Source organism: Mesorhizobium ciceri biovar biserrulae (assembly GCF_001618845.1).
Classification (GTDB): domain Bacteria; phylum Pseudomonadota; class Alphaproteobacteria; order Rhizobiales; family Rhizobiaceae; genus Mesorhizobium; species Mesorhizobium ciceri.
The window spans coordinates 3,827,499-3,844,268 of sequence record NZ_CP015064.1; the positions used below are offsets into that span (position 1 = coordinate 3,827,499).

Below are 16,770 nucleotides of genomic sequence, written 5' to 3' on the forward strand. Positions count from 1 at the left end.
TCGCTTTTGCCAGATCAGGCCAATCACACGGACAAGTGTGGACCGCTGCTCGTGCAGTCTGGGGGCCGTTCAGCCGCCCTTACTGGAACCCGATAGCGTCGACGGTGCCGGTCGGGCAGCCTGCCTTGTTGGTCGGCACCGAAGCCAGCAGCAGGTCCTTGAGCGCGCTGTTCGGGCCGATCGGGCCGGCGAGGCCGAGGGTCAGTTCGCCGATCAGCCGCCTGCCGCTCGACGGATCGATGACGCAGGAAACGCGCACGCGGTCCCCTGCTCCCGCCCCGAAGGCAGTGTCGAAAGCGCCGCGGATCTGGTCGGCCGTCAGCTTGCCGCCGATGTTCTTGGCAAAGAGATCGCGCACCGGCGAACTGTTCACCGCGCGCATCAAATTCAGCGCGTCGGAGAAATAGTCCTGCTGGCTCTTGCCGTAGCAGGTGCCGTGCTTGATCCATTCATGCCGTTCGAGGTGGGAGGCCGTTCCAGGCATCACCTGATCGAGTTCCGTGCGGGTGTTGGCGTCAAGATTGACCGGCGGCAGGTCTTTCCAGTGGGCCGGATTGTCGTTGGCCTTGTCGCTCGCCGTCGCCTGGCAATAGAAATTGCCATTCGGCTGCGGCCACAGGCCGTGCAAGGTGAAATGCGTGGCGTCGAAATCGCCGGCACTTTGTGCCCTGCATTCGGTCTTGTTCGACTTTGTCTCGCAAAACGCCGGCTGCCAGCTCAGCGCGAAGACGTATTCGGGCTTCCCCGATGCCGCCGGCTTGCCTTGCCCGTCAGGCGCGGCCGGCACGGTCGCCGCGCTGCTGCCGGAAACATGGCCGCAGCTGACCTTCACCCAGCGGCGCTCCGGATCGGCGCCCGGCACCAGGATGAGATAATGCGTCGGCGTATCCTTGTTGCCGGCAAGCAACTGATAGCTCTGCCCGGCATCGGTCGAGACATTGCCGGGGTTCTTGCCGTTCTTGATCGCTTGCGTCGCCGGACAGGCGGCGTCGGCGACGAAGCTGCCGCTCATCTTCACGTCGGCATGCGCGGCCCCGGCCAGCGACGCCGCCAACATGGCCAATCCGAAAACGACACCGATGCGCATGGAGAATCCCCGGCTGAAGAAGTGGGCGACAGACTGAAGCTGTCTCCATGTCAGAATTGCGATATTTTGCTGACCGAACGCAAGAAACATCGTCGCGAAAAGCGGGTTTGCCGGATTGACGCATAATGTGGGCCGGCGCAAACAAAGCCAACGACGACAAAAGCAAGGGCGGGACCAGGCGGCATGTCATTCAGCCAGCAGCGCGTGGTTGCCTCGCCGACCGGTGCCGAGCTCAATCTTTTCGTCAGGCAGGCCGATGGCCGGGCACGCGCCGTCGTCCAGATCAATCACGGGCTAGCCGAGCACGCAGCGCGCTATGCCCGCTTTGCCGATTTTCTTGGCTCGCGCGGTTTCGACGTCTATGTCCACGATCATCGCGGCCACGGCGCGACCAAGGCGTCCGACGCTCCGCTCGGCAGGTTCGCCGACAGGGACGGTGCCGCCAAGGTGATCGCCGACGTCGACGTCATCCATGATCTTATCGCCCGCGAACGGCCAAACAGACCGGTCATCCTGTTTGGCCATTCGATGGGTGCGTCGGTGGCGCTGAACTACCTGTTGCGCCACTCGCCACGCGTTCACGCGGCAGCAATCTGGAACGGCAATTTCTCCCAAGGCCCGCTTGGGCAGCTTGCGCTCGGCATCCTTGCCTGGGAACGGATGCGGCTCGGCTCCGACGTGCCATCGCGCCTGCTGCCGAAACTCACCTTCCAGGCCTGGGGCAGGGCGGTGCCCAATCACCGCACAGTGTTCGACTGGCTGTCGCGCGACGAAGCGGAAGTGGCGAAATACATTGCCGATCCCTTGTGCGGCTGGGACGCTTCGGTGTCGATGTGGCGCGACGTCGTCGGTATGGCGCTGAACGGCGGCAAGGATGCCGGCTTTGCCGGTATCCGGCGCGACCTGCCCGTCAGCATCGTCGGAGGCGAGAAGGATCCGGCTTCCGACTATGGCAAAGGGATCACCCATCTTGCCAATCGCATGCGCAAGATGGGCTTTTCGAATCTGGTTTCAAAGGTTTACGCCGACACCCGCCACGAAAGCCTGAACGAGGTGAATCGCGACATTATCATGGATGATTTCGCCGCCTGGGCCGACGAAGTCCTCAAAGCGTGACGGATTGGCCCATTGCAAGAGCCGTGACAGCCGTTGCAGGGCTTGATAGAGGCTCTGCTTTCGCAGCAATCGCAGTGATTGCGGCAACCACGGTGATCCATGGCTGAGCCCCCGCTGAAAGGCGTCCGCGTCGTCGAACTCGCCCGCATCCTTGCCGGGCCATGGGCCGGGCAGTTGCTTGCCGATCTCGGCGCCGATGTCATCAAGGTCGAGAGCCCCGATGGCGGCGACGACACCCGCAAATGGGGCCCGCCCTTCGTCATGGGCAAGGACGGCGAGAACCTGTCGGCCGCCTATTACCATTCCTGCAATCGCGGCAAGCGCTCCATCGCCATCGATTTCTCGACCCCGGAAGGCGCCGAGACGGTGCGCCGGCTGGTCGCCACTTCGGACGTGCTGATCGAGAACTTCAAGCTCGGCGGCCTGAAGAAATACGGCCTCGACTATGACAGCCTGCGCAAGATCAACCCGCGCCTCGTCTACTGCTCGATCACCGGTTTCGGCCAGGACGGTCCGTACGCACCGCGCGCCGGCTACGACTTCATCATCCAGGCCATGGCCGGCATGATGTCGATCACCGGCGAGGTCGGCCGCGAGCCGCAAAAAGCCGGCGTCGCCATCTCCGACATCTTCACCGGCCTTTATTCGGTCATCGCCATCCAGGCAGCACTGCGCCATGCCGAGCAGACCGGGGAAGGTCAGCATGTCGACATGGCGCTTTTCGACACCCAGATCTCGGCGCTCGGCAACCAGAATTTGAACTATCTCGTCTCCGGCAGATCGCCGGTGCAGATGGGCAATGCGCATATGAACATCGCCCCCTACGAGGTGGTGCCGGTCCGGGATGGGCACATCATCCTGGCGGTGGGCAATGACGGCCAGTTCGCCAAATTCTGCGCTGCCGTCGGGCTGGACGACCTGCCTGCCAATCCCGACTTCGCCACCAATCCCGCCCGGGTCGCCAACCGGGCCAGGCTGCGCGAACGCATGGTCGAGGCGCTGAAGGTTTTTGATCGCGATCCGCTGCTGGCAAAGCTCGAAGCGGCCAGCGTGCCGGCGAGCCCGATCAACACGATCGGCCAGATGTTCGCCGACCCGCAGACGATCGCGCGCGGCATGCGGCTCGACCTGGACGACGGCCATGGCAATCTTCTGCCTTCGGTGCGCGCGCCGATGGTGATGTCGGGCACGCCGCTGGTCTATGAGCGCCCCTCGCCGCGCCTGGGCGAGCACACGCAAGAAATCCTTGCCGAACTGGAGAAGTCTGGACAATGAAGACCGGCGGACAACTCATCGTCGACGCGCTCGAAGCCAACGGCACCGACCGCATCTACTGCGTGCCCGGTGAATCCTATCTGGCGGTGCTCGACGCGCTGCACGATTCAGCGATCCGCACCATCGTCTGCCGCCAGGAAGGCGGTGCCGCCATGATGGCCGATTGCCACGGCCGCCTGACCGGCAAGCCCGGCATCTGCTTCGTCACCCGCGGCCCCGGCGCCACCAATGCCTCGGCCGGCATCCACATCGCCATGCAGGATTCGATACCCGTCATCCTGTTCATCGGCCAGGTCGCCGGCCACGCCAAGGAGCGCGAGGCTTTCCAGGAGGTGGATTACAAGAGGTTCTTCGGCGACATCGCCAAATGGGTAGTCGAGATCGACGACGCCTCGCGCATCCCAGAATTCGTCACCCGCGCCTTCGCCGTGGCGACATCGGGCCGTCCCGGCCCAGTGGTGATCTCGCTGCCCGAAGACATGCTGACCAGTGTCGTTGAAGCGCCCGTCGCCTTGCCGCACACACCGGTCGAAACGCGGCCCGGGGAAGCCGAACTCGATGCGCTTGAGAAATTGCTGGCCAAGTCCAAGCGGCCTTTCGTCATCCTTGGCGGCACGCGCTGGGACGCCGAGGCGGTTGCACAAATGCGCACGATCGCCGAGGCCTGGTCGCTGCCGGTCGGCTGTTCCTTCCGCCGCCAGATGCTGTTCGATCATCTGCATCCGAACTATGCCGGCGATGTCGGCATAGGCATCAACCCGAAGCTGGCCACAGCGATCAAGCAGGCCGACCTCGTGCTGCTGATCGGCGGCCGCATGGGCGAAATGCCCTCCTCGGACTACACGCTGCTGAAAAGCCCCTACCCGGCCCAGACACTGGTCCATGTCCATGCCGATTCCGGCGAGCTCGGCCGCGTTTACAGGCCGGCATTGGCGATCAACGCCTCGCCGTCCGCCTTCGTCGACGCTTTCGCCAAACGCAAGCCGGCCTCCGCACCCGTCTGGGCAGCCGAGACGCCAAAGCTGCATGCCGCCTATCTCGACTGGTCGACACCACCCGAAAGCGGCCCCGGCCCGGTCCAGATGGGCCCGATCATGAACTATCTCGAAAAGGTGCTGCCCGACGACGCCATCCTCACCAACGGCGCCGGCAACTATGCCACCTGGGTGCATCGTTTCCATCGCTTCCGCCGCTTCGCCACTCAAGGTGCACCGACGTCAGGCTCGATGGGCTATGGCACGCCTGCGGCAGTCGCCGCCAAAGAGCTGTTTCCAGAGCGCACCGTGGTCGCTTTCGCCGGCGACGGCTGCTTCCTGATGAACGGGCAGGAATTCGCCACTGCCGTGCAATACGACCTGCCGATCGTCGTCGTCGTCGTCAACAACGGCATCTACGGCACCATCCGCATGCATCAGGAGCGCGAATATCCCGGCCGCGTGGTGGCCACCGACCTCAAGAACCCCGATTTCGCGGCTCTCGCCCGCGCCTATGGCGGCCATGGCGAAACGGTTGAGAAGACGGCGGACTTCGCCCCGGCCTTCGAACGCGCCCGCGCCAGCGGCAAGCCGGCGATCGTCGAGATCCGGCTCGACCCCGAAGCGATCACCCCGACCCGGACGATGACCCAGATCCGCGACAAGGTTTGAGAGCCGACCGGGGCAAGTCGAGTTCCTTCACGCCCCTCTGCCCTGCCGGGCATCTCCCCCTCAAGGGGGGAGATTGGCAGTTTCGTCGTCTCGCCCTTCTTCCAACACTGGCGATTGGCGAAACCCGAAGTACATTCGATCTCCCCCCTTGAGGGGGAGATGTCCGGCAGGACAGAGGGGGGCGCTGTCCCGCCAACCTTCAACGGTCAGCTACTTCGCCTTCTCGATCTGGCCGCGGACCTCCCCATTCGGGTTCGCTTTGGTGTGGACGTTGACGTAATACTTGCCGGCCTCAAGGTCAGCCGCCTGGGCATCAGTGAGCGTCTCCGACCCCTTGATCGGGCTCTTGAGTTTTTTGAACGGGATGACAGGGTCGGCGTTTTCACCCATCGCCGCAGGGCCATGGATATGCGCGGCCGTCGCCGGTCCGCTGAGGCCGGAATATTTGACGTTCCAGTTGAGCTTCTTCTTGGTCGTGTCGAAGGTGAAAGTGGCCGTGCCCTTACCCTTCGTGGTGACGGGCGGGCTCTGCTGGCTGCCGTCTAGTGTCGCCTTGAACTTTTCCATGGCTGCCAGGGCCGGCGATGCGAACAGGAAAGCGGTCGAAATGGCCAGCGCCGACAGCGCCGGTAAGAAGGATTGGGTGCGCATGAAGAACCTCCGATTGACTGTGCACGCGTCGCGGCTCCCCGGCGCGCGCATGCGCCAACGGAACGGCCTGGCGGCACAATGTATCCAACCACACGTTTTTGTGATGACGTATAGAGATCCTAGGGGCCGTCCTGTCCGGCTTCAGCGATAGCGGTCAGACCGCCGCCAGCGCCTGCGTCAGGTCGGCGATCAGATCGTCCGGATGCTCGACGCCGATCGACAGCCTGACCGTGGTCTCCAGCACGCCGATGCGCTGGCGCACCTCGAAGGGAATGCCCGAATGGGTCATGGCCGCGGGGTGACTGGCCAGCGATTCCGTTCCGCCGAGGCTCACCGCCAGCTTGAAGATCTGCAATCCGTTGAGGAAGGCGAAAGCCGCCTTCTCCCCGCCCTTGATGTCGAAGGAGAAGGTTGATCCGGCGCCGCTGCATTGCGCCCTGTAGGCGCGGCCGGCCGGCGTATTCTCGCCCAGAAACGGCAGGTAGTGCACCTTGTCGACCTTGGCGTGGTCGCGCAGGAATTCGGCGATCAGGCGAGCATTGTCGTTGGCCCGCTCCATGCGGATCGACAGCGTCTCCAGGGAGCGGCCGAGCATCCAGCAGGAATGCGGGTCGAGCTGCGTGCCGATCGCGCCGCGCAGCGCCTTGATCGGCTTGGTGATAGCCTTGCTGCCCATGGCGGCACCCGCGATCAGGTCGGAATGGCCGCCGACATATTTGGTCAGCGAATAAACCGACACGTCGGCACCATGTTCGATCGGCCGCTGGAACACCGGACCCAGCAATGTGTTGTCGCACACGATGATCGGCGTTGACCCTTGGCTCGCGCCGATCTCGTCGGCGATCTTGCGCATCAGCGCGAGGTCGACCAGGCTGTTGGTCGGGTTTGACGGCGTCTCGATCAGGATGACCGACACGCGGCCTTTCGCGACGGCCGCGTCGGCGGCCGTGCGCACCGCCGACTCATCCACGCCATCCGCGAAACCGACAGCACCGATGCCAAAACCGGAGAGCGTGCGCGTCAAAAGCGTCTCCGTGCCGCCGTAGAGTGGCTGCGAATGCAGGATGACGTCGCCCGGACGGGCATAGGCGAGCAGTGTCGTGGCGATCGCCGACATGCCCGATGAAAACAGGATACAGGCATCCGTCCCCTCATAAATCGCCAGCCGGTCCTCGACGATCTCGCTGTTGGGATGATTGAAGCGCGAATAGACCAGGCCGGAGGCGGTGCCGCTCGGCGGCTCCTTCCTGCCGGATGTGTAGTCGAAGAAGTCGCGTCCCTCCTCCGCCGACTTGAACACGAAGGTCGAGGTCAGGAACACCGGCGGCTTGACGGCGCCCTCCGACAGCTGCGGATCGAAGCCATAGCTCAGCATCAGCGTCTCCGGATGGAGCTTGTGGTTGCCGATATGGGTTTTCGACGGGCGTGGCGCGGTCATGGCTTTTCCTGCCTGTTCGAGTGAAATAGTGAACGGCAATTTATGCGATCTCGTTCCGCCAGTCCTTGCTATTTTTGGGCTCACATGGCTGCATCCCCGCAACAAATTGCCTGGAGAGACCGAAAGTGCAGCAGAAGATAGCCGACGATTTCGACCTGAAAATCCTGCGTGAGCTGCGGGCCGACGCCCGCATCACCAACAACGAGCTTGCCGAGCGCATCGGCCTGTCGCCGTCGCCCTGCCTGAGGCGTGTGCGGCGGCTGGAGGAGACCGGGGTCATCAGAGGCTACACCACGCTGGTCGATCCCTCAGCCTTCGGCTGGAGCATGGTCGCCATCGCCACCATCCGGCTCAGCCGCCAGAACGAAGACGAGATCGTGATGTTCGAGGACGCGATCCGCGGCTGGGAAGAGGTGCTGGAATGCCACCTCGTCACCGGTTCGCGCGACTATGTGCTGAAAGTGGTGACGGGAAGCCTCGAACAATACGAGCGCTTCATCAAGGAAAAGATCGCGCGGCTGCAATGCGTCGCCTCGATCGAGACCAGCTTCGTCATGAACACCATAAAGGAACGGCGCCTCTGACATTTCTGCCGGAGGCGCCGCTTTCTGGATAGATGTGTTGCCGGCTAGGCTTACTTGACCGCTTTGTCGGTGATGGCGGTGGTGTAGGCGCCGGTCGGCTCCTTGGTGATGATCTTCTGGTCGAGCAGCGCCTTGGCGGTGCGCTCGTAGGTCGCCGGGTCAAGCTTGCCGTCGGCACTGTCGATCAGCTTGGCGACTTCGCTCATCATGCGCTTCTGGTGGTTCTCGTCCTGGCCGCCGCCGTCCATGACGATGCCTGCGGCTTCGTCATTGTTGTCGATGGCATATTTCCAGCCCTTCATCGAGGCGCGCACGAAACGCACCATCTTGTCTTCGAAGGCCGGATCCTTGAGCTTGTCTTCGGACGCATAGAGCCCGTCCTCGAGCAGGTCGTTGCCCATGGCCGAGTAGTTGAACACGGTCAGCTGTTCCGGCTTGTAGCCGGCGTCGATCAGTTGCCAGTACTCGTTGTAGGTCATGACCGAGATGCAGTCCGCCTGCTTCTGGATCAGCGGCTGCACGTCAAAACTCTGCTTGAGCACCGTGACGCCGTCCGGGCCGCCCTCGGTCTTCAGGCCGAGCTTGTTCATCCAGGCGTAGAACGGATACTCGTTGCCGAAGAACCAGACGCCGAGCGTGTGACCTTTGAAGTCGGCTTCGGTCTTGATCGGGCCGTCCTTCGGGCAGACCAGCTCCATGCCGGCCTTCTTGAACGGCTGGGCGATGTTGACCAGCGGCACGCCCTTTTCGCGGGCAGCCAGCGCACCGCCCATCCAGTCGACGATAACGTCGGCACCACCGCCGGCGATCACCTGCTCGGGCGCGATATCGGGACCGCCCGGCTTGATGTCGACGTCGAGACCCTCGGCCTCATAGAAACCCTTGGCCTTGGCGACATAGTAGCCGGCAAACTGGGCCTGCGTGACCCATTTCAGCTGCAACGTCACCTTGTCGGCGGCCATTGCCTGGAAAGCGGCAAGCGACATCGCGCCAGCCAGAACGGGAATAATCAGTCTTTTCATTTTGTTACCCTCTGAAGTTAGTGCCCTAAACCCACCGCCCCTATCCACCACGGACAGAGGGATGCCAAAACGTGACGGCTCTTTCGACAAGAGCGACCACGCCATAAAAGACCGAACCCGCAAGTGCTGCAACTGCGATTTCGGCCCAGACCATGTCGATGTTCATCCGCCCGACCTCGGTCGAGATGCGGAAGCCCATGCCGACGACAGGCGTGCCGAAGAACTCGGCAACGATGGCGCCGATCAGCGCCAGCGTCGAGTTGATCTTCAGCGCGTTGAAGATGAAGGGAGCTGCTGCCGGCAGCCGAAGCTTCAAGAGCGTCGGCCAGTAGCCCGACGCGTAGGTGCGCATCAGGTCGCGCTCCATATGGCCGGAGGCGGCCAGACCGGCGACCGTGTTCACCAGCATCGGGAAGAAGGTCATGATGATGACCACCGCCGCCTTGGACTGCCAGTCGAAGCCGAACCACATCACCATGATCGGCGCGACGCCGATGATCGGCAGCGCCGAGACCATATTGCCGATCGGCAACAGGCCGCGTCGCAGGAACGGCACACGGTCTGCGAGCACCGCGGTGATGAAGCCGGCGCCGCTGCCCACGACATAACCGAAGATGACCGCCTTGAAGATGGTCTGCCGGACATCGGCGCCGAGCACCGGCAGCGAACCGGCGATGCGCGCGCCGATGGCGCTTGGCGGCGGCAGCAGGATGAAGGGTATGCCGGCCCCACGCGTCACCGCTTCCCAGATGATCAGGATCCAGGCGCCGAAGATGGCCGGGATGATCAGGCGCAGCGCGGTGCGAGCCCATTTGGCGAAGGGACGCAATGATGACAGCACCGCCACGCAGCGCCAGCCAAGCAGCCATGCACCGGTGAGCAACAGAAAGAACGGCGTCCGTGCCAGACCTTCGAAGCCGGTGATGCCGCCAATCAGCAGCCAGGCGGCCAGATGCGCGCCGATGAAAAGCACAACGGCTTCGACGATGGACGGTATTCTGGTCATCGAGATCAAAGCGGCGACAAGCAGCACGCCGAAAATCAGCCAGGTCGTCGCCACATAGGGGTATATCAACGTCCCTGCAGGCTGCGCCAGTGCATCGACTTTCGGCGCGGCGATCGGGCCGAGCGCCACTGCGATCAGGCACAGCACGATCGCCAGCACTGCCTGCCAGGAGGGTTTCAGCCAGTTCATGCCGGCCTCCCGCCCATGGCGCGGTCGACGAGGCGCCCGGCAATGCCGACCACCATGACCAGAAGGGCTGCCACCACTGAGCCAGCAACCAGCGCCGACCAGATGTCGATGGACTGGCTGTAATAGGCGCCGGCGAGCAGCTTGGCGCCGATGCCGGCGACAGCGCCTGTCGGCAGTTCGCCGACGATGGCGCCGACCAGGCTTGCCGCCACCGCCACCTTCATCGAGGTGAACAGGAACGGCACCGAAGCAGGCACGCGCAACATCCAGAAGGTCTGCGCGCGACTGGCATTGTAGGTGTGCATCAGGTCGAGATGCATGATCTCGGGCGAGCGCAGCCCCTTCACCATGCCGACAGTCACCGGGAAGAACGACAGATAGGTCGAAATCATCGCCTTCGGGACGAGCCCGCTGATGCCGATCGCCCCCAGCACGACGATGATCATCGGCGCCACAGCCAGGATGGGAATGGTCTGCGAGGCGATGATCCACGGCATCAGGCTGCGGTCGAGCGTCGCCACATGGACAATGCCGACGGCGATGATGATGCCGAGCGCCGTGCCGAAAGCGAAGCCGAGCAGCGTCGACGAAAGCGTCACCCAGGCATTGTAGACCAGGCTGCGGTTGGAGGTGATGGGCCGCAGGAAGGTGTTCTCGAAGAAATTCACCGCCACCTGATGCGGCGCCGGCAATGTCGGCTTCGGCTGCGACAGCGTCTTGCCGATGAGTTGGCTGAACGTGGATGTTTCACCCGCGCGACGATCGAGATCGCGCTGGAACGGCGTGTTGAGGATGACGGCGAAGACATACCAGAGCGCGACCACGCCAACGAGGATGGTGGTGACGGGAACGAGCTTGTCGCGGAAGGTGTCCATCTAGCGGGCCTCAGCCGACTGGCGCCCTCCTCTCCCCAACGGGGAGAGGGTGGCCGGAGCGAAGCGGAGGTCGGGTGAGGAGGTAGAAATCTTTCCGTCAAGGCAAGCCAAGATCGTATCCAGGACCGCTCGACGTTCGGCCAAAACCTCATGATTCCAGAACCGGAGAACCGAATAACCTTGTCCGTTCAGCCAAGCTGTCCTGGAAGGGTCGGTTGGAGAATCTGCGTGCTGACTACCATCAAGTTCGACAATCAGGCTTACCTCGCGACAAACAAAATCCGCGATGAACGGTCCAAGCGGCACTTGCCTCACAAATTCGTAGCCATTGAGATGACGGCCTCTCAGTTCCCCCCAAAGCCTGTATTCAGCCTCGGTCTCGTCAACCCGCAGCTTTCGGGCGCGAGCGGTTGCCCCGACCTTTCTCTTGGTCGGATCCGTCGGCGCCGCCCCCTCACCCGACCTCCGCTTCGCTCCGGCCACCCTCTCCCCGTTGGGGAGAGGAGGGAGCCCGTCGTTTGCTCCCTCAATCGTCATAGCTGTGCCCCGCGCGCAGCCCGTCCCGCACCCGCGCTGCGATCGCCAGAAACTCCGGCGTCTCGCGGATGTCGAGCGGCCGCTCTCTCGGCAGCGTCGATTCGATGATGTCGCTGACGCGGCCGGGGCGCGGCGACATGACGACGATGCGCGTCGACAGATAGACGGCCTCCGGAATGGAGTGGGTGACGAAGCAGATGGTCTTGTTGGTGCGTCCCCACAATTCCAGCAGCTGCTCGTTGAGATGGTCGCGCACGATCTCGTCCAGCGCGCCGAACGGCTCGTCCATCAGCAGCAGGTCGGCGTCGAAGGCCAGCGCACGGGCAATCGAGGCGCGCTGCTGCATGCCGCCCGAGAGCTGCCAGGGATATTTCTTCTCGAATCCAGAGAGGTTGACGAGGCCGAGCGTGCGCTTGATCCGCTCGCCTTGCTCCGCCCTGGATAGGCCCATGATCTCCAGCGGCAGCCCCACATTGCGCTCGATGGTCCGCCACGGAAACAGCGCCGCCGCCTGAAAGACATAGCCATAGGCGCGTTTCTCGCGCGCCTGCTCTGCTGTCATGCCATTGACGGAAATCGCCCCCGAGGTCGGCTTCTCCAGATCGGCGATGACGCGCAGCAGCGTGGTCTTGCCGCAGCCCGAAGGCCCGATGAAGGAGACGAACTCGCCCTTGCCGATGGTCAGATCGACATTGGACAGCGCCTGCACCGGCCCGTCATTGGTCTGGAAGGTCAGCCCGAGTTTGCTTGCCGCGACGACGGCTGGCGAATTCCCCGTCATCGGTTGCCGCCTGCCTGTTTCCGTTCCCGCGGCGGCTGGAATCCGATTGCTTTTATCGCGATGTTGTTTTCCACTTACCCTGTCCCATTTGGCCCTGTCCCTCTGACCTTGTCCCACGCGATCGACGCCCGGAGTTTCCCCGATGTCGCCCAAACCCACTTGTCATCTTATCCGCCCTGAAAGCACTTATGAAGGCAAGCAGGGGCTGACCTATTTCGCCGGCATTGCCGCCGAGACCGTCGGTGCCTCCGGCATCTGCATGCACATGCTCACCATGCCGCCCGGCGCCCGCGCCAAGGCGCATATGCACGAGAGCCACGAGACGGCGATCTATGTGCTCTCCGGCGAAGTCCACACCTGGTATGGCGACCGGCTCGAGCATCATATCGTCGTCAAGGCCGGTGATCTCTTCTACATCCCCGCCGGCGTGCCGCATCTGCCGGCCAACCTGAGCGGCGCCCCGTCCTCTGCCGTCATTGCGCGCACCGATCCCAACGAACAGGAGAGCGTCGTCCTGCTGCCGGAACTGGATGCGCTGGTCGCCGGAAGCTGACTTCGCCGGGCTAGGCGCCCGTCGGCCAATTGCTAGAGGTTTGCGCCCGCCAGCTTCGGCAATCATCGGCACCGAGACACTTCCCCATAGACGGTGCCGTCCGCATCCGCGACCACCAGTTTCTTGGCGTTCTTGGTGCTGTGCTTGATGATGAAGGTGGCGGGCGACTTGCCCTCTTCGCCTTCGGCCTCGCACTCCGCCTTCACCACAAGCGAGCCGTCGGCCTGGACCCTCTTGCCGGTGAAGGTGCAAGCGCTCGTCGCCGTGATGAAGTCGGTGTTGGTTAGAAGCAACATGTCCTCGGCGTAGACTTCCTGGCCGTTCTTGTTGATGCAGCCGGACTTGTTGCCATAAGGTTTGGCTAGGTCGATGCCGGCCGCCGACACTTGGCTGGCCACCAGAACCAAAACTGCCGCGAAAAGAAGTCCCCCGCGCCGCACCTCAAACCCCGGTCGCCGGGATGCCGGTGCGTTCCACCTTGCGCGGCGCGGAGATTTCCTTCCAGGTCGACAGCGCCCGGTTGACCGCCGCATTCGGCTCGCGGCCGACGAATTCACCATGGCCGGGCTTGGCCTTGACCTCGGCCTCCTGGATCGACAGTTCGCCCCGCGAGAACACGAACCGCGGCAGGCCGGTCACCTCGAAACCCTCGAAGACATTGTAGTCGATCACCGATTGCTGCTTCTTGGACGAAATTGTCTTCTTGCGCTTGGGATCCCAGACAACGATGTCGGCGTCGGCGCCCTCTACGATGGCGCCCTTCTTCGGATACATGTTGAGGATCTTGGCGATGTTGGTCGAGGTCACCGCGACGAACTCGTTCATCGTCAGCCGGCCGGTGTTGACGCCTGTGGTCCACAGCACCGGCATGCGGTCTTCAAGCCCGCCGGTGCCGTTCGGGATCTTGGTGAAATCGCCGACGCCGTTGCGCTTCTGTTTGGTGGTGAAAGCGCAATGATCGGTCGCCACCACCTGCAGCGAACCCGCCTGCAGGCCGGCCCACAGCGAGTCCTGGTGCGATTTGTTGCGGAAGGGCGGGCTCATCACGCGGCGTGCCGCATGGTCCCAGTCCTTGTCGAAATACTCGCTCTCGTCCAGCGTCAAATGCTGGATCAGCGGCTCGCCGAACACCCGCATGCCCTTCTGGCGCGCCCGGCGGATCGCTTCGTGGCTCTGCTCGCAGGAGACATGCACGACATAGAGCGGCACGCCGGCCATGTCGGCGATCATGATGGCGCGGTTGGTCGCCTCGCCTTCCACTTCGGGCGGCCGCGAATAGGCGTGGCCCTCGGGGCCGTTGTTGCCGGCAGCCAGCAGCTTCTGCGACAGTGCCGCCACCACGTCGCCATTCTCGGCATGAACGAGCGGCAGCGCGCCGAGATCGGCGCAGCGCTGGAACGACGCATACATCTCGTCGTCGTCGACCATCAGCGCGCCCTTGTAGGCCATGAAATGCTTGAACGAGGTGATGCCCTTGTCGACGACCGTGGCCATCTCATCGAACACCTGCTTGCCCCACCAGGTGATCGCCATGTGGAAGGAGTAGTCGCACGACGCCTTCGAGGTCTTGTTGTCCCACATCTGCAAGGCTTCGAGCAGCGACTGCTGCGGCGCCGGCAGGCAGAAATCGACCACCATGGTCGTGCCGCCGGAGAGCGCCGCACGGGTGCCGGACTCGAAGTCATCGGCCGAATAGGTGCCCATGAACGGCATTTCGAGATGGGTGTGCGGGTCGATGCCGCCCGGCATGACGTAGCAGCCGGTGGCGTCGAACTCATGGTCGCCATGCAGGCCCGAACCGATGGCGACGATCTTGCCGTGCTGCATCAGCACATCGGCCTTCCAGGTGCGGTCGGCGGTGACGATGGTGCCGTTTCGGATGACTTTGGTCATTGACTGTTCCCTTGTTCTCTTCGCGCTTCTTTACGAGCGTCGTTTGGAAGGTGGATTCTAAGCTCACTCCACGATGACAGCCGTCTCCACCACCGCGTGGAACAAGACATCGGCACCCGCCGAAGCCCATTCCTTGGTGATCTCCTCGGCCTCGTTGTGGCTGAGGCCATCGACGCAAGGGCACATCACCATGGCGGTGGGCGCGACGCGGTTGATCCAGCAGGCGTCGTGGCCGGCACCGGAAACGATGTTGCGATGGGAATAGCCAAGGCGGTCGGCGGCATCGCGGATCGCCTTGACGCAGCCGGCATCGAAAGTCACCGGATCGAAAGCGCCGACCTGTTCGATCTCGTAGCGGATGTCGAGTGCATCGCAGATCGTGTCGATGCCTTCGCGGATGCGGCCATCCATCGCGTCCAGCACTTCCTTTTCCGGCGAGCGGATATCGACGGTGAAGACGGTGCGCCCGGCGATGATGTTGCGCGAATTGGGATAGACCTCCATGTGGCCGACCGCGCCGACGGCATCGGGCTGGTAGTCCATGGCGATCTCATGCACCAACTCGATCACCCGCGCCATGCCGAGCCCGGCATTGCGGCGCTTGGGCATCGGCGTCGAGCCGGTATGGGCTTCCTTGCCGGTCAGCGTCACCTGCAGCCATTTAAGGCCCTGGCCATGGGTAACGACCCCGATGTCGATATCTTCGTCCTCGAGAATCGGACCCTGTTCGATATGCAGTTCGAAGAAGGCATGGATCTTGCGGTCGCCGACCTTCTCGGGGCCTTTCCAGCCGATGCGCTCCAGTTCCTCGCCGAATTTCTTGCCCTGCTTGTCGACATGCCCGTACACATCGGCCTGGTCGAGCACGCCGGCGAACACGCCGGACGCCATCATAGCCGGCGCGAAGCGCGAGCCCTCCTCGTTCGTCCAGTTGGTGACGACGATCGGATGTTTGGTCTTGATGCCGAGATCGTTGAGCGAGCGCACCACTTCAAGCCCGCCCAGTACACCGAGCACGCCGTCATACTTGCCGCCGGTCGGCTGCGTATCGAGATGGCTGCCGACATAGACCGGCGGCAGGCTGGGATCGGTGCCTTCGCGGCGGGCAAACATCGTGCCCATTTCGTCGACGCCCATTTCGAGCCCGGCCGCATCGCACCAGCGCTTGAACAGATGCCGCCCTTCGCCGTCTTCGTCGGTCACGGTCTGGCGATTGTTGCCGCCGGCAATGCCGGGGCCAATCTTCGCCATCTCCATGATGGAATCCCACAAACGGTCTGAATTGATTCGCAGATTCTCGCCGGGTGCGGCCATCTCGAGTTCCCATCTACACCGGGGGTCTTGTCGCCCCTTGAGTGATTTACAGCTTGACCGTATGGTCAGCTTTTAAACTACACAACCTGACCAAGCGGTCAACTAGAATCTTGGGGTAGACATGGCAGAACCCACCCGCCCCATGCGGCGACAGGAGATCCGCCGAGAGAATGAAAAAACCATTCTCGTCGCTGCAGAGAAGGTGTTTGCGGAGGCAGGGTTTGGCGGCGCCACGATGCAGTTGATTGCGGATCTGGCGGGATTGCCGAAGGCAAATCTCCACTACTATTTCGCCACCAAGGAAGAGCTTTACCGGTCGGTCGTTCAAAACATCTTTGAAATCTGGCTACAGGCGGCCAATTGCTTCGACGCGGCGCGCGGGCCCATAGACGGCATCAGTGCCTATATCGACGCCAAGATGGAAATATCACGCCGCCATCCGGACGGCTCGAAGGTCTGGGCCTCCGAAGTGATGCACGGGGCGCCGGTGCTTCAGGACTATATGGAATCGACGCTGCGCGAATGGACCGACGGCCGCGTCGAGATCATCAGGCGCTGGATCGAGGAAGCCAAGATGGACCCGGTGGATCCGCGCCATCTGCTCTATATGCTTTGGGCTACGACCCAGCACTACGCCGATTTCGGCCATCAGATCGAGACACTCAATGGCGGAAAACCTCTGTCCGACCGGCAATGGCGGGAAGCCAAGGAAAATATCAAGCGGGTGATCCTGACCGGGATCGGTGCGTTGCCCGCCTGACTGTAATGGTTCGTTGCAAGCCAAAGGTCAGGTCGGCGCGCTG

General features: G+C 63.0%; 17 protein-coding genes. 6 read left to right on the forward strand and 11 right to left on the reverse strand.

Annotation, left to right across the window (positions count from 1 at the left end):
- Positions 1-79 precede the first annotated feature (79 nt).
- A complete protein-coding gene (locus A4R29_RS17930; RefSeq protein ID WP_013530922.1) occupies positions 80-1,087 on the reverse strand; it encodes a ribonuclease T(2) in 1,008 nt (335 codons plus the stop codon).
- A 183-nt stretch (positions 1,088-1,270) separates the two neighbouring features.
- Between A4R29_RS17930 and A4R29_RS17935 the strand changes: the two genes are divergently transcribed.
- From A4R29_RS17935 to A4R29_RS17945, 3 genes are all read left to right on the forward strand, one after another.
- On the forward strand, positions 1,271-2,203 hold the full coding sequence (locus A4R29_RS17935) for an alpha/beta fold hydrolase (protein ID WP_063172503.1): 933 nt from the start codon (positions 1,271-1,273) through the stop codon (positions 2,201-2,203).
- Positions 2,204-2,302: 99 nt separating this feature from the next.
- Positions 2,303-3,478, forward strand: a complete 1,176-nt coding sequence (locus tag A4R29_RS17940) for a CaiB/BaiF CoA transferase family protein (protein WP_063172504.1) — start codon at positions 2,303-2,305, stop codon at positions 3,476-3,478.
- Positions 3,475-5,124 carry a thiamine pyrophosphate-binding protein gene (locus A4R29_RS17945; RefSeq protein ID WP_063172505.1) on the forward strand — a complete coding sequence of 550 codons (1,650 nt, stop codon included), beginning with the start codon at positions 3,475-3,477 and terminating at the stop codon, positions 5,122-5,124. Before A4R29_RS17940 ends, A4R29_RS17945 begins: the two co-directional genes overlap by 4 nt.
- Positions 5,125-5,334: 210 nt before the next feature.
- Here the strand turns inward: A4R29_RS17945 and A4R29_RS17950 are convergent, their stop codons facing one another.
- Positions 5,335-5,775, reverse strand: coding sequence for a CHRD domain-containing protein (locus A4R29_RS17950; RefSeq protein WP_013530918.1), 441 nt, complete (start codon positions 5,773-5,775; stop codon positions 5,335-5,337).
- A 154-nt stretch (positions 5,776-5,929) separates the two neighbouring features.
- Positions 5,930-7,213, reverse strand: a complete 1,284-nt coding sequence (locus tag A4R29_RS17955) for a cystathionine gamma-synthase family protein (protein ID WP_024501497.1) — start codon at positions 7,211-7,213, stop codon at positions 5,930-5,932.
- Positions 7,214-7,338: 125 nt separating this feature from the next.
- Between A4R29_RS17955 and A4R29_RS17960 the strand changes: the two genes are divergently transcribed.
- Positions 7,339-7,797 (forward strand): Lrp/AsnC family transcriptional regulator, encoded by a 459-nt coding sequence (locus tag A4R29_RS17960; protein ID WP_063172506.1) that lies wholly within the window; start codon positions 7,339-7,341, stop codon positions 7,795-7,797.
- 50 nt (positions 7,798-7,847) lie between these two features.
- Here the strand turns inward: A4R29_RS17960 and A4R29_RS17965 are convergent, their stop codons facing one another.
- Genes A4R29_RS17965 through A4R29_RS17985 form a run of 5 tightly spaced genes read right to left on the reverse strand, consistent with a single transcriptional unit; the run spans position 7,848 to position 12,207 of the window.
- Positions 7,848-8,819 carry an ABC transporter substrate-binding protein gene (locus A4R29_RS17965; protein WP_063172507.1) on the reverse strand — a complete coding sequence of 324 codons (972 nt, stop codon included), beginning with the start codon at positions 8,817-8,819 and terminating at the stop codon, positions 7,848-7,850.
- Between the two features lie 40 nt (positions 8,820-8,859).
- Positions 8,860-10,014, reverse strand: coding sequence for an ABC transporter permease (locus A4R29_RS17970; protein ID WP_027160664.1), 1,155 nt, complete (start codon positions 10,012-10,014; stop codon positions 8,860-8,862).
- Complete coding sequence (locus A4R29_RS17975; protein ID WP_063172508.1) at positions 10,011-10,889, reverse strand: ABC transporter permease; 879 nt, start codon at positions 10,887-10,889, stop codon at positions 10,011-10,013. The genes A4R29_RS17970 and A4R29_RS17975 overlap by 4 nt, the downstream gene beginning before the upstream one ends.
- Positions 10,890-11,426 (reverse strand): endonuclease domain-containing protein, encoded by a 537-nt coding sequence (locus A4R29_RS17980; protein ID WP_082827437.1) that lies wholly within the window; start codon positions 11,424-11,426, stop codon positions 10,890-10,892. It lies immediately after the preceding gene.
- On the reverse strand, positions 11,416-12,207 hold the full coding sequence (locus tag A4R29_RS17985) for an ABC transporter ATP-binding protein (protein WP_013530913.1): 792 nt from the start codon (positions 12,205-12,207) through the stop codon (positions 11,416-11,418). Before A4R29_RS17985 ends, A4R29_RS17980 begins: the two co-directional genes overlap by 11 nt.
- 142 nt (positions 12,208-12,349) lie before the next feature.
- Between A4R29_RS17985 and A4R29_RS17990 the strand changes: the two genes are divergently transcribed.
- Entirely contained in the window at positions 12,350-12,760 is a 411-nt protein-coding gene (locus A4R29_RS17990; RefSeq protein ID WP_013530912.1) for a cupin domain-containing protein, read from the forward strand.
- Positions 12,761-12,822: 62 nt separating this feature from the next.
- Here A4R29_RS17990 and A4R29_RS17995 read toward each other — a convergent pair whose 3' ends face one another.
- The 3 genes from A4R29_RS17995 to A4R29_RS18005 form a co-directional block, all read right to left on the reverse strand.
- Positions 12,823-13,158, reverse strand: a complete 336-nt coding sequence (locus A4R29_RS17995; protein ID WP_244506838.1) for a hypothetical protein — start codon at positions 13,156-13,158, stop codon at positions 12,823-12,825.
- A 43-nt stretch (positions 13,159-13,201) separates the two neighbouring features.
- Positions 13,202-14,653, reverse strand: a complete 1,452-nt coding sequence (hydA, locus tag A4R29_RS18000; RefSeq protein ID WP_063172510.1) for a dihydropyrimidinase — start codon at positions 14,651-14,653, stop codon at positions 13,202-13,204.
- 63 nt (positions 14,654-14,716) lie between these two features.
- Entirely contained in the window at positions 14,717-15,967 is a 1,251-nt protein-coding gene (locus A4R29_RS18005; protein WP_013530909.1) for a Zn-dependent hydrolase, read from the reverse strand.
- Positions 15,968-16,088: 121 nt separating this feature from the next.
- Between A4R29_RS18005 and A4R29_RS18010 the strand changes: the two genes are divergently transcribed.
- The gene (locus tag A4R29_RS18010; RefSeq protein ID WP_013530908.1) at positions 16,089-16,727 is read left to right on the forward strand and encodes a TetR/AcrR family transcriptional regulator; all 639 of its coding nucleotides are present in this window, start codon (positions 16,089-16,091) and stop codon (positions 16,725-16,727) included.
- The last annotated feature ends 43 nt before the right edge of the window (positions 16,728-16,770 follow it).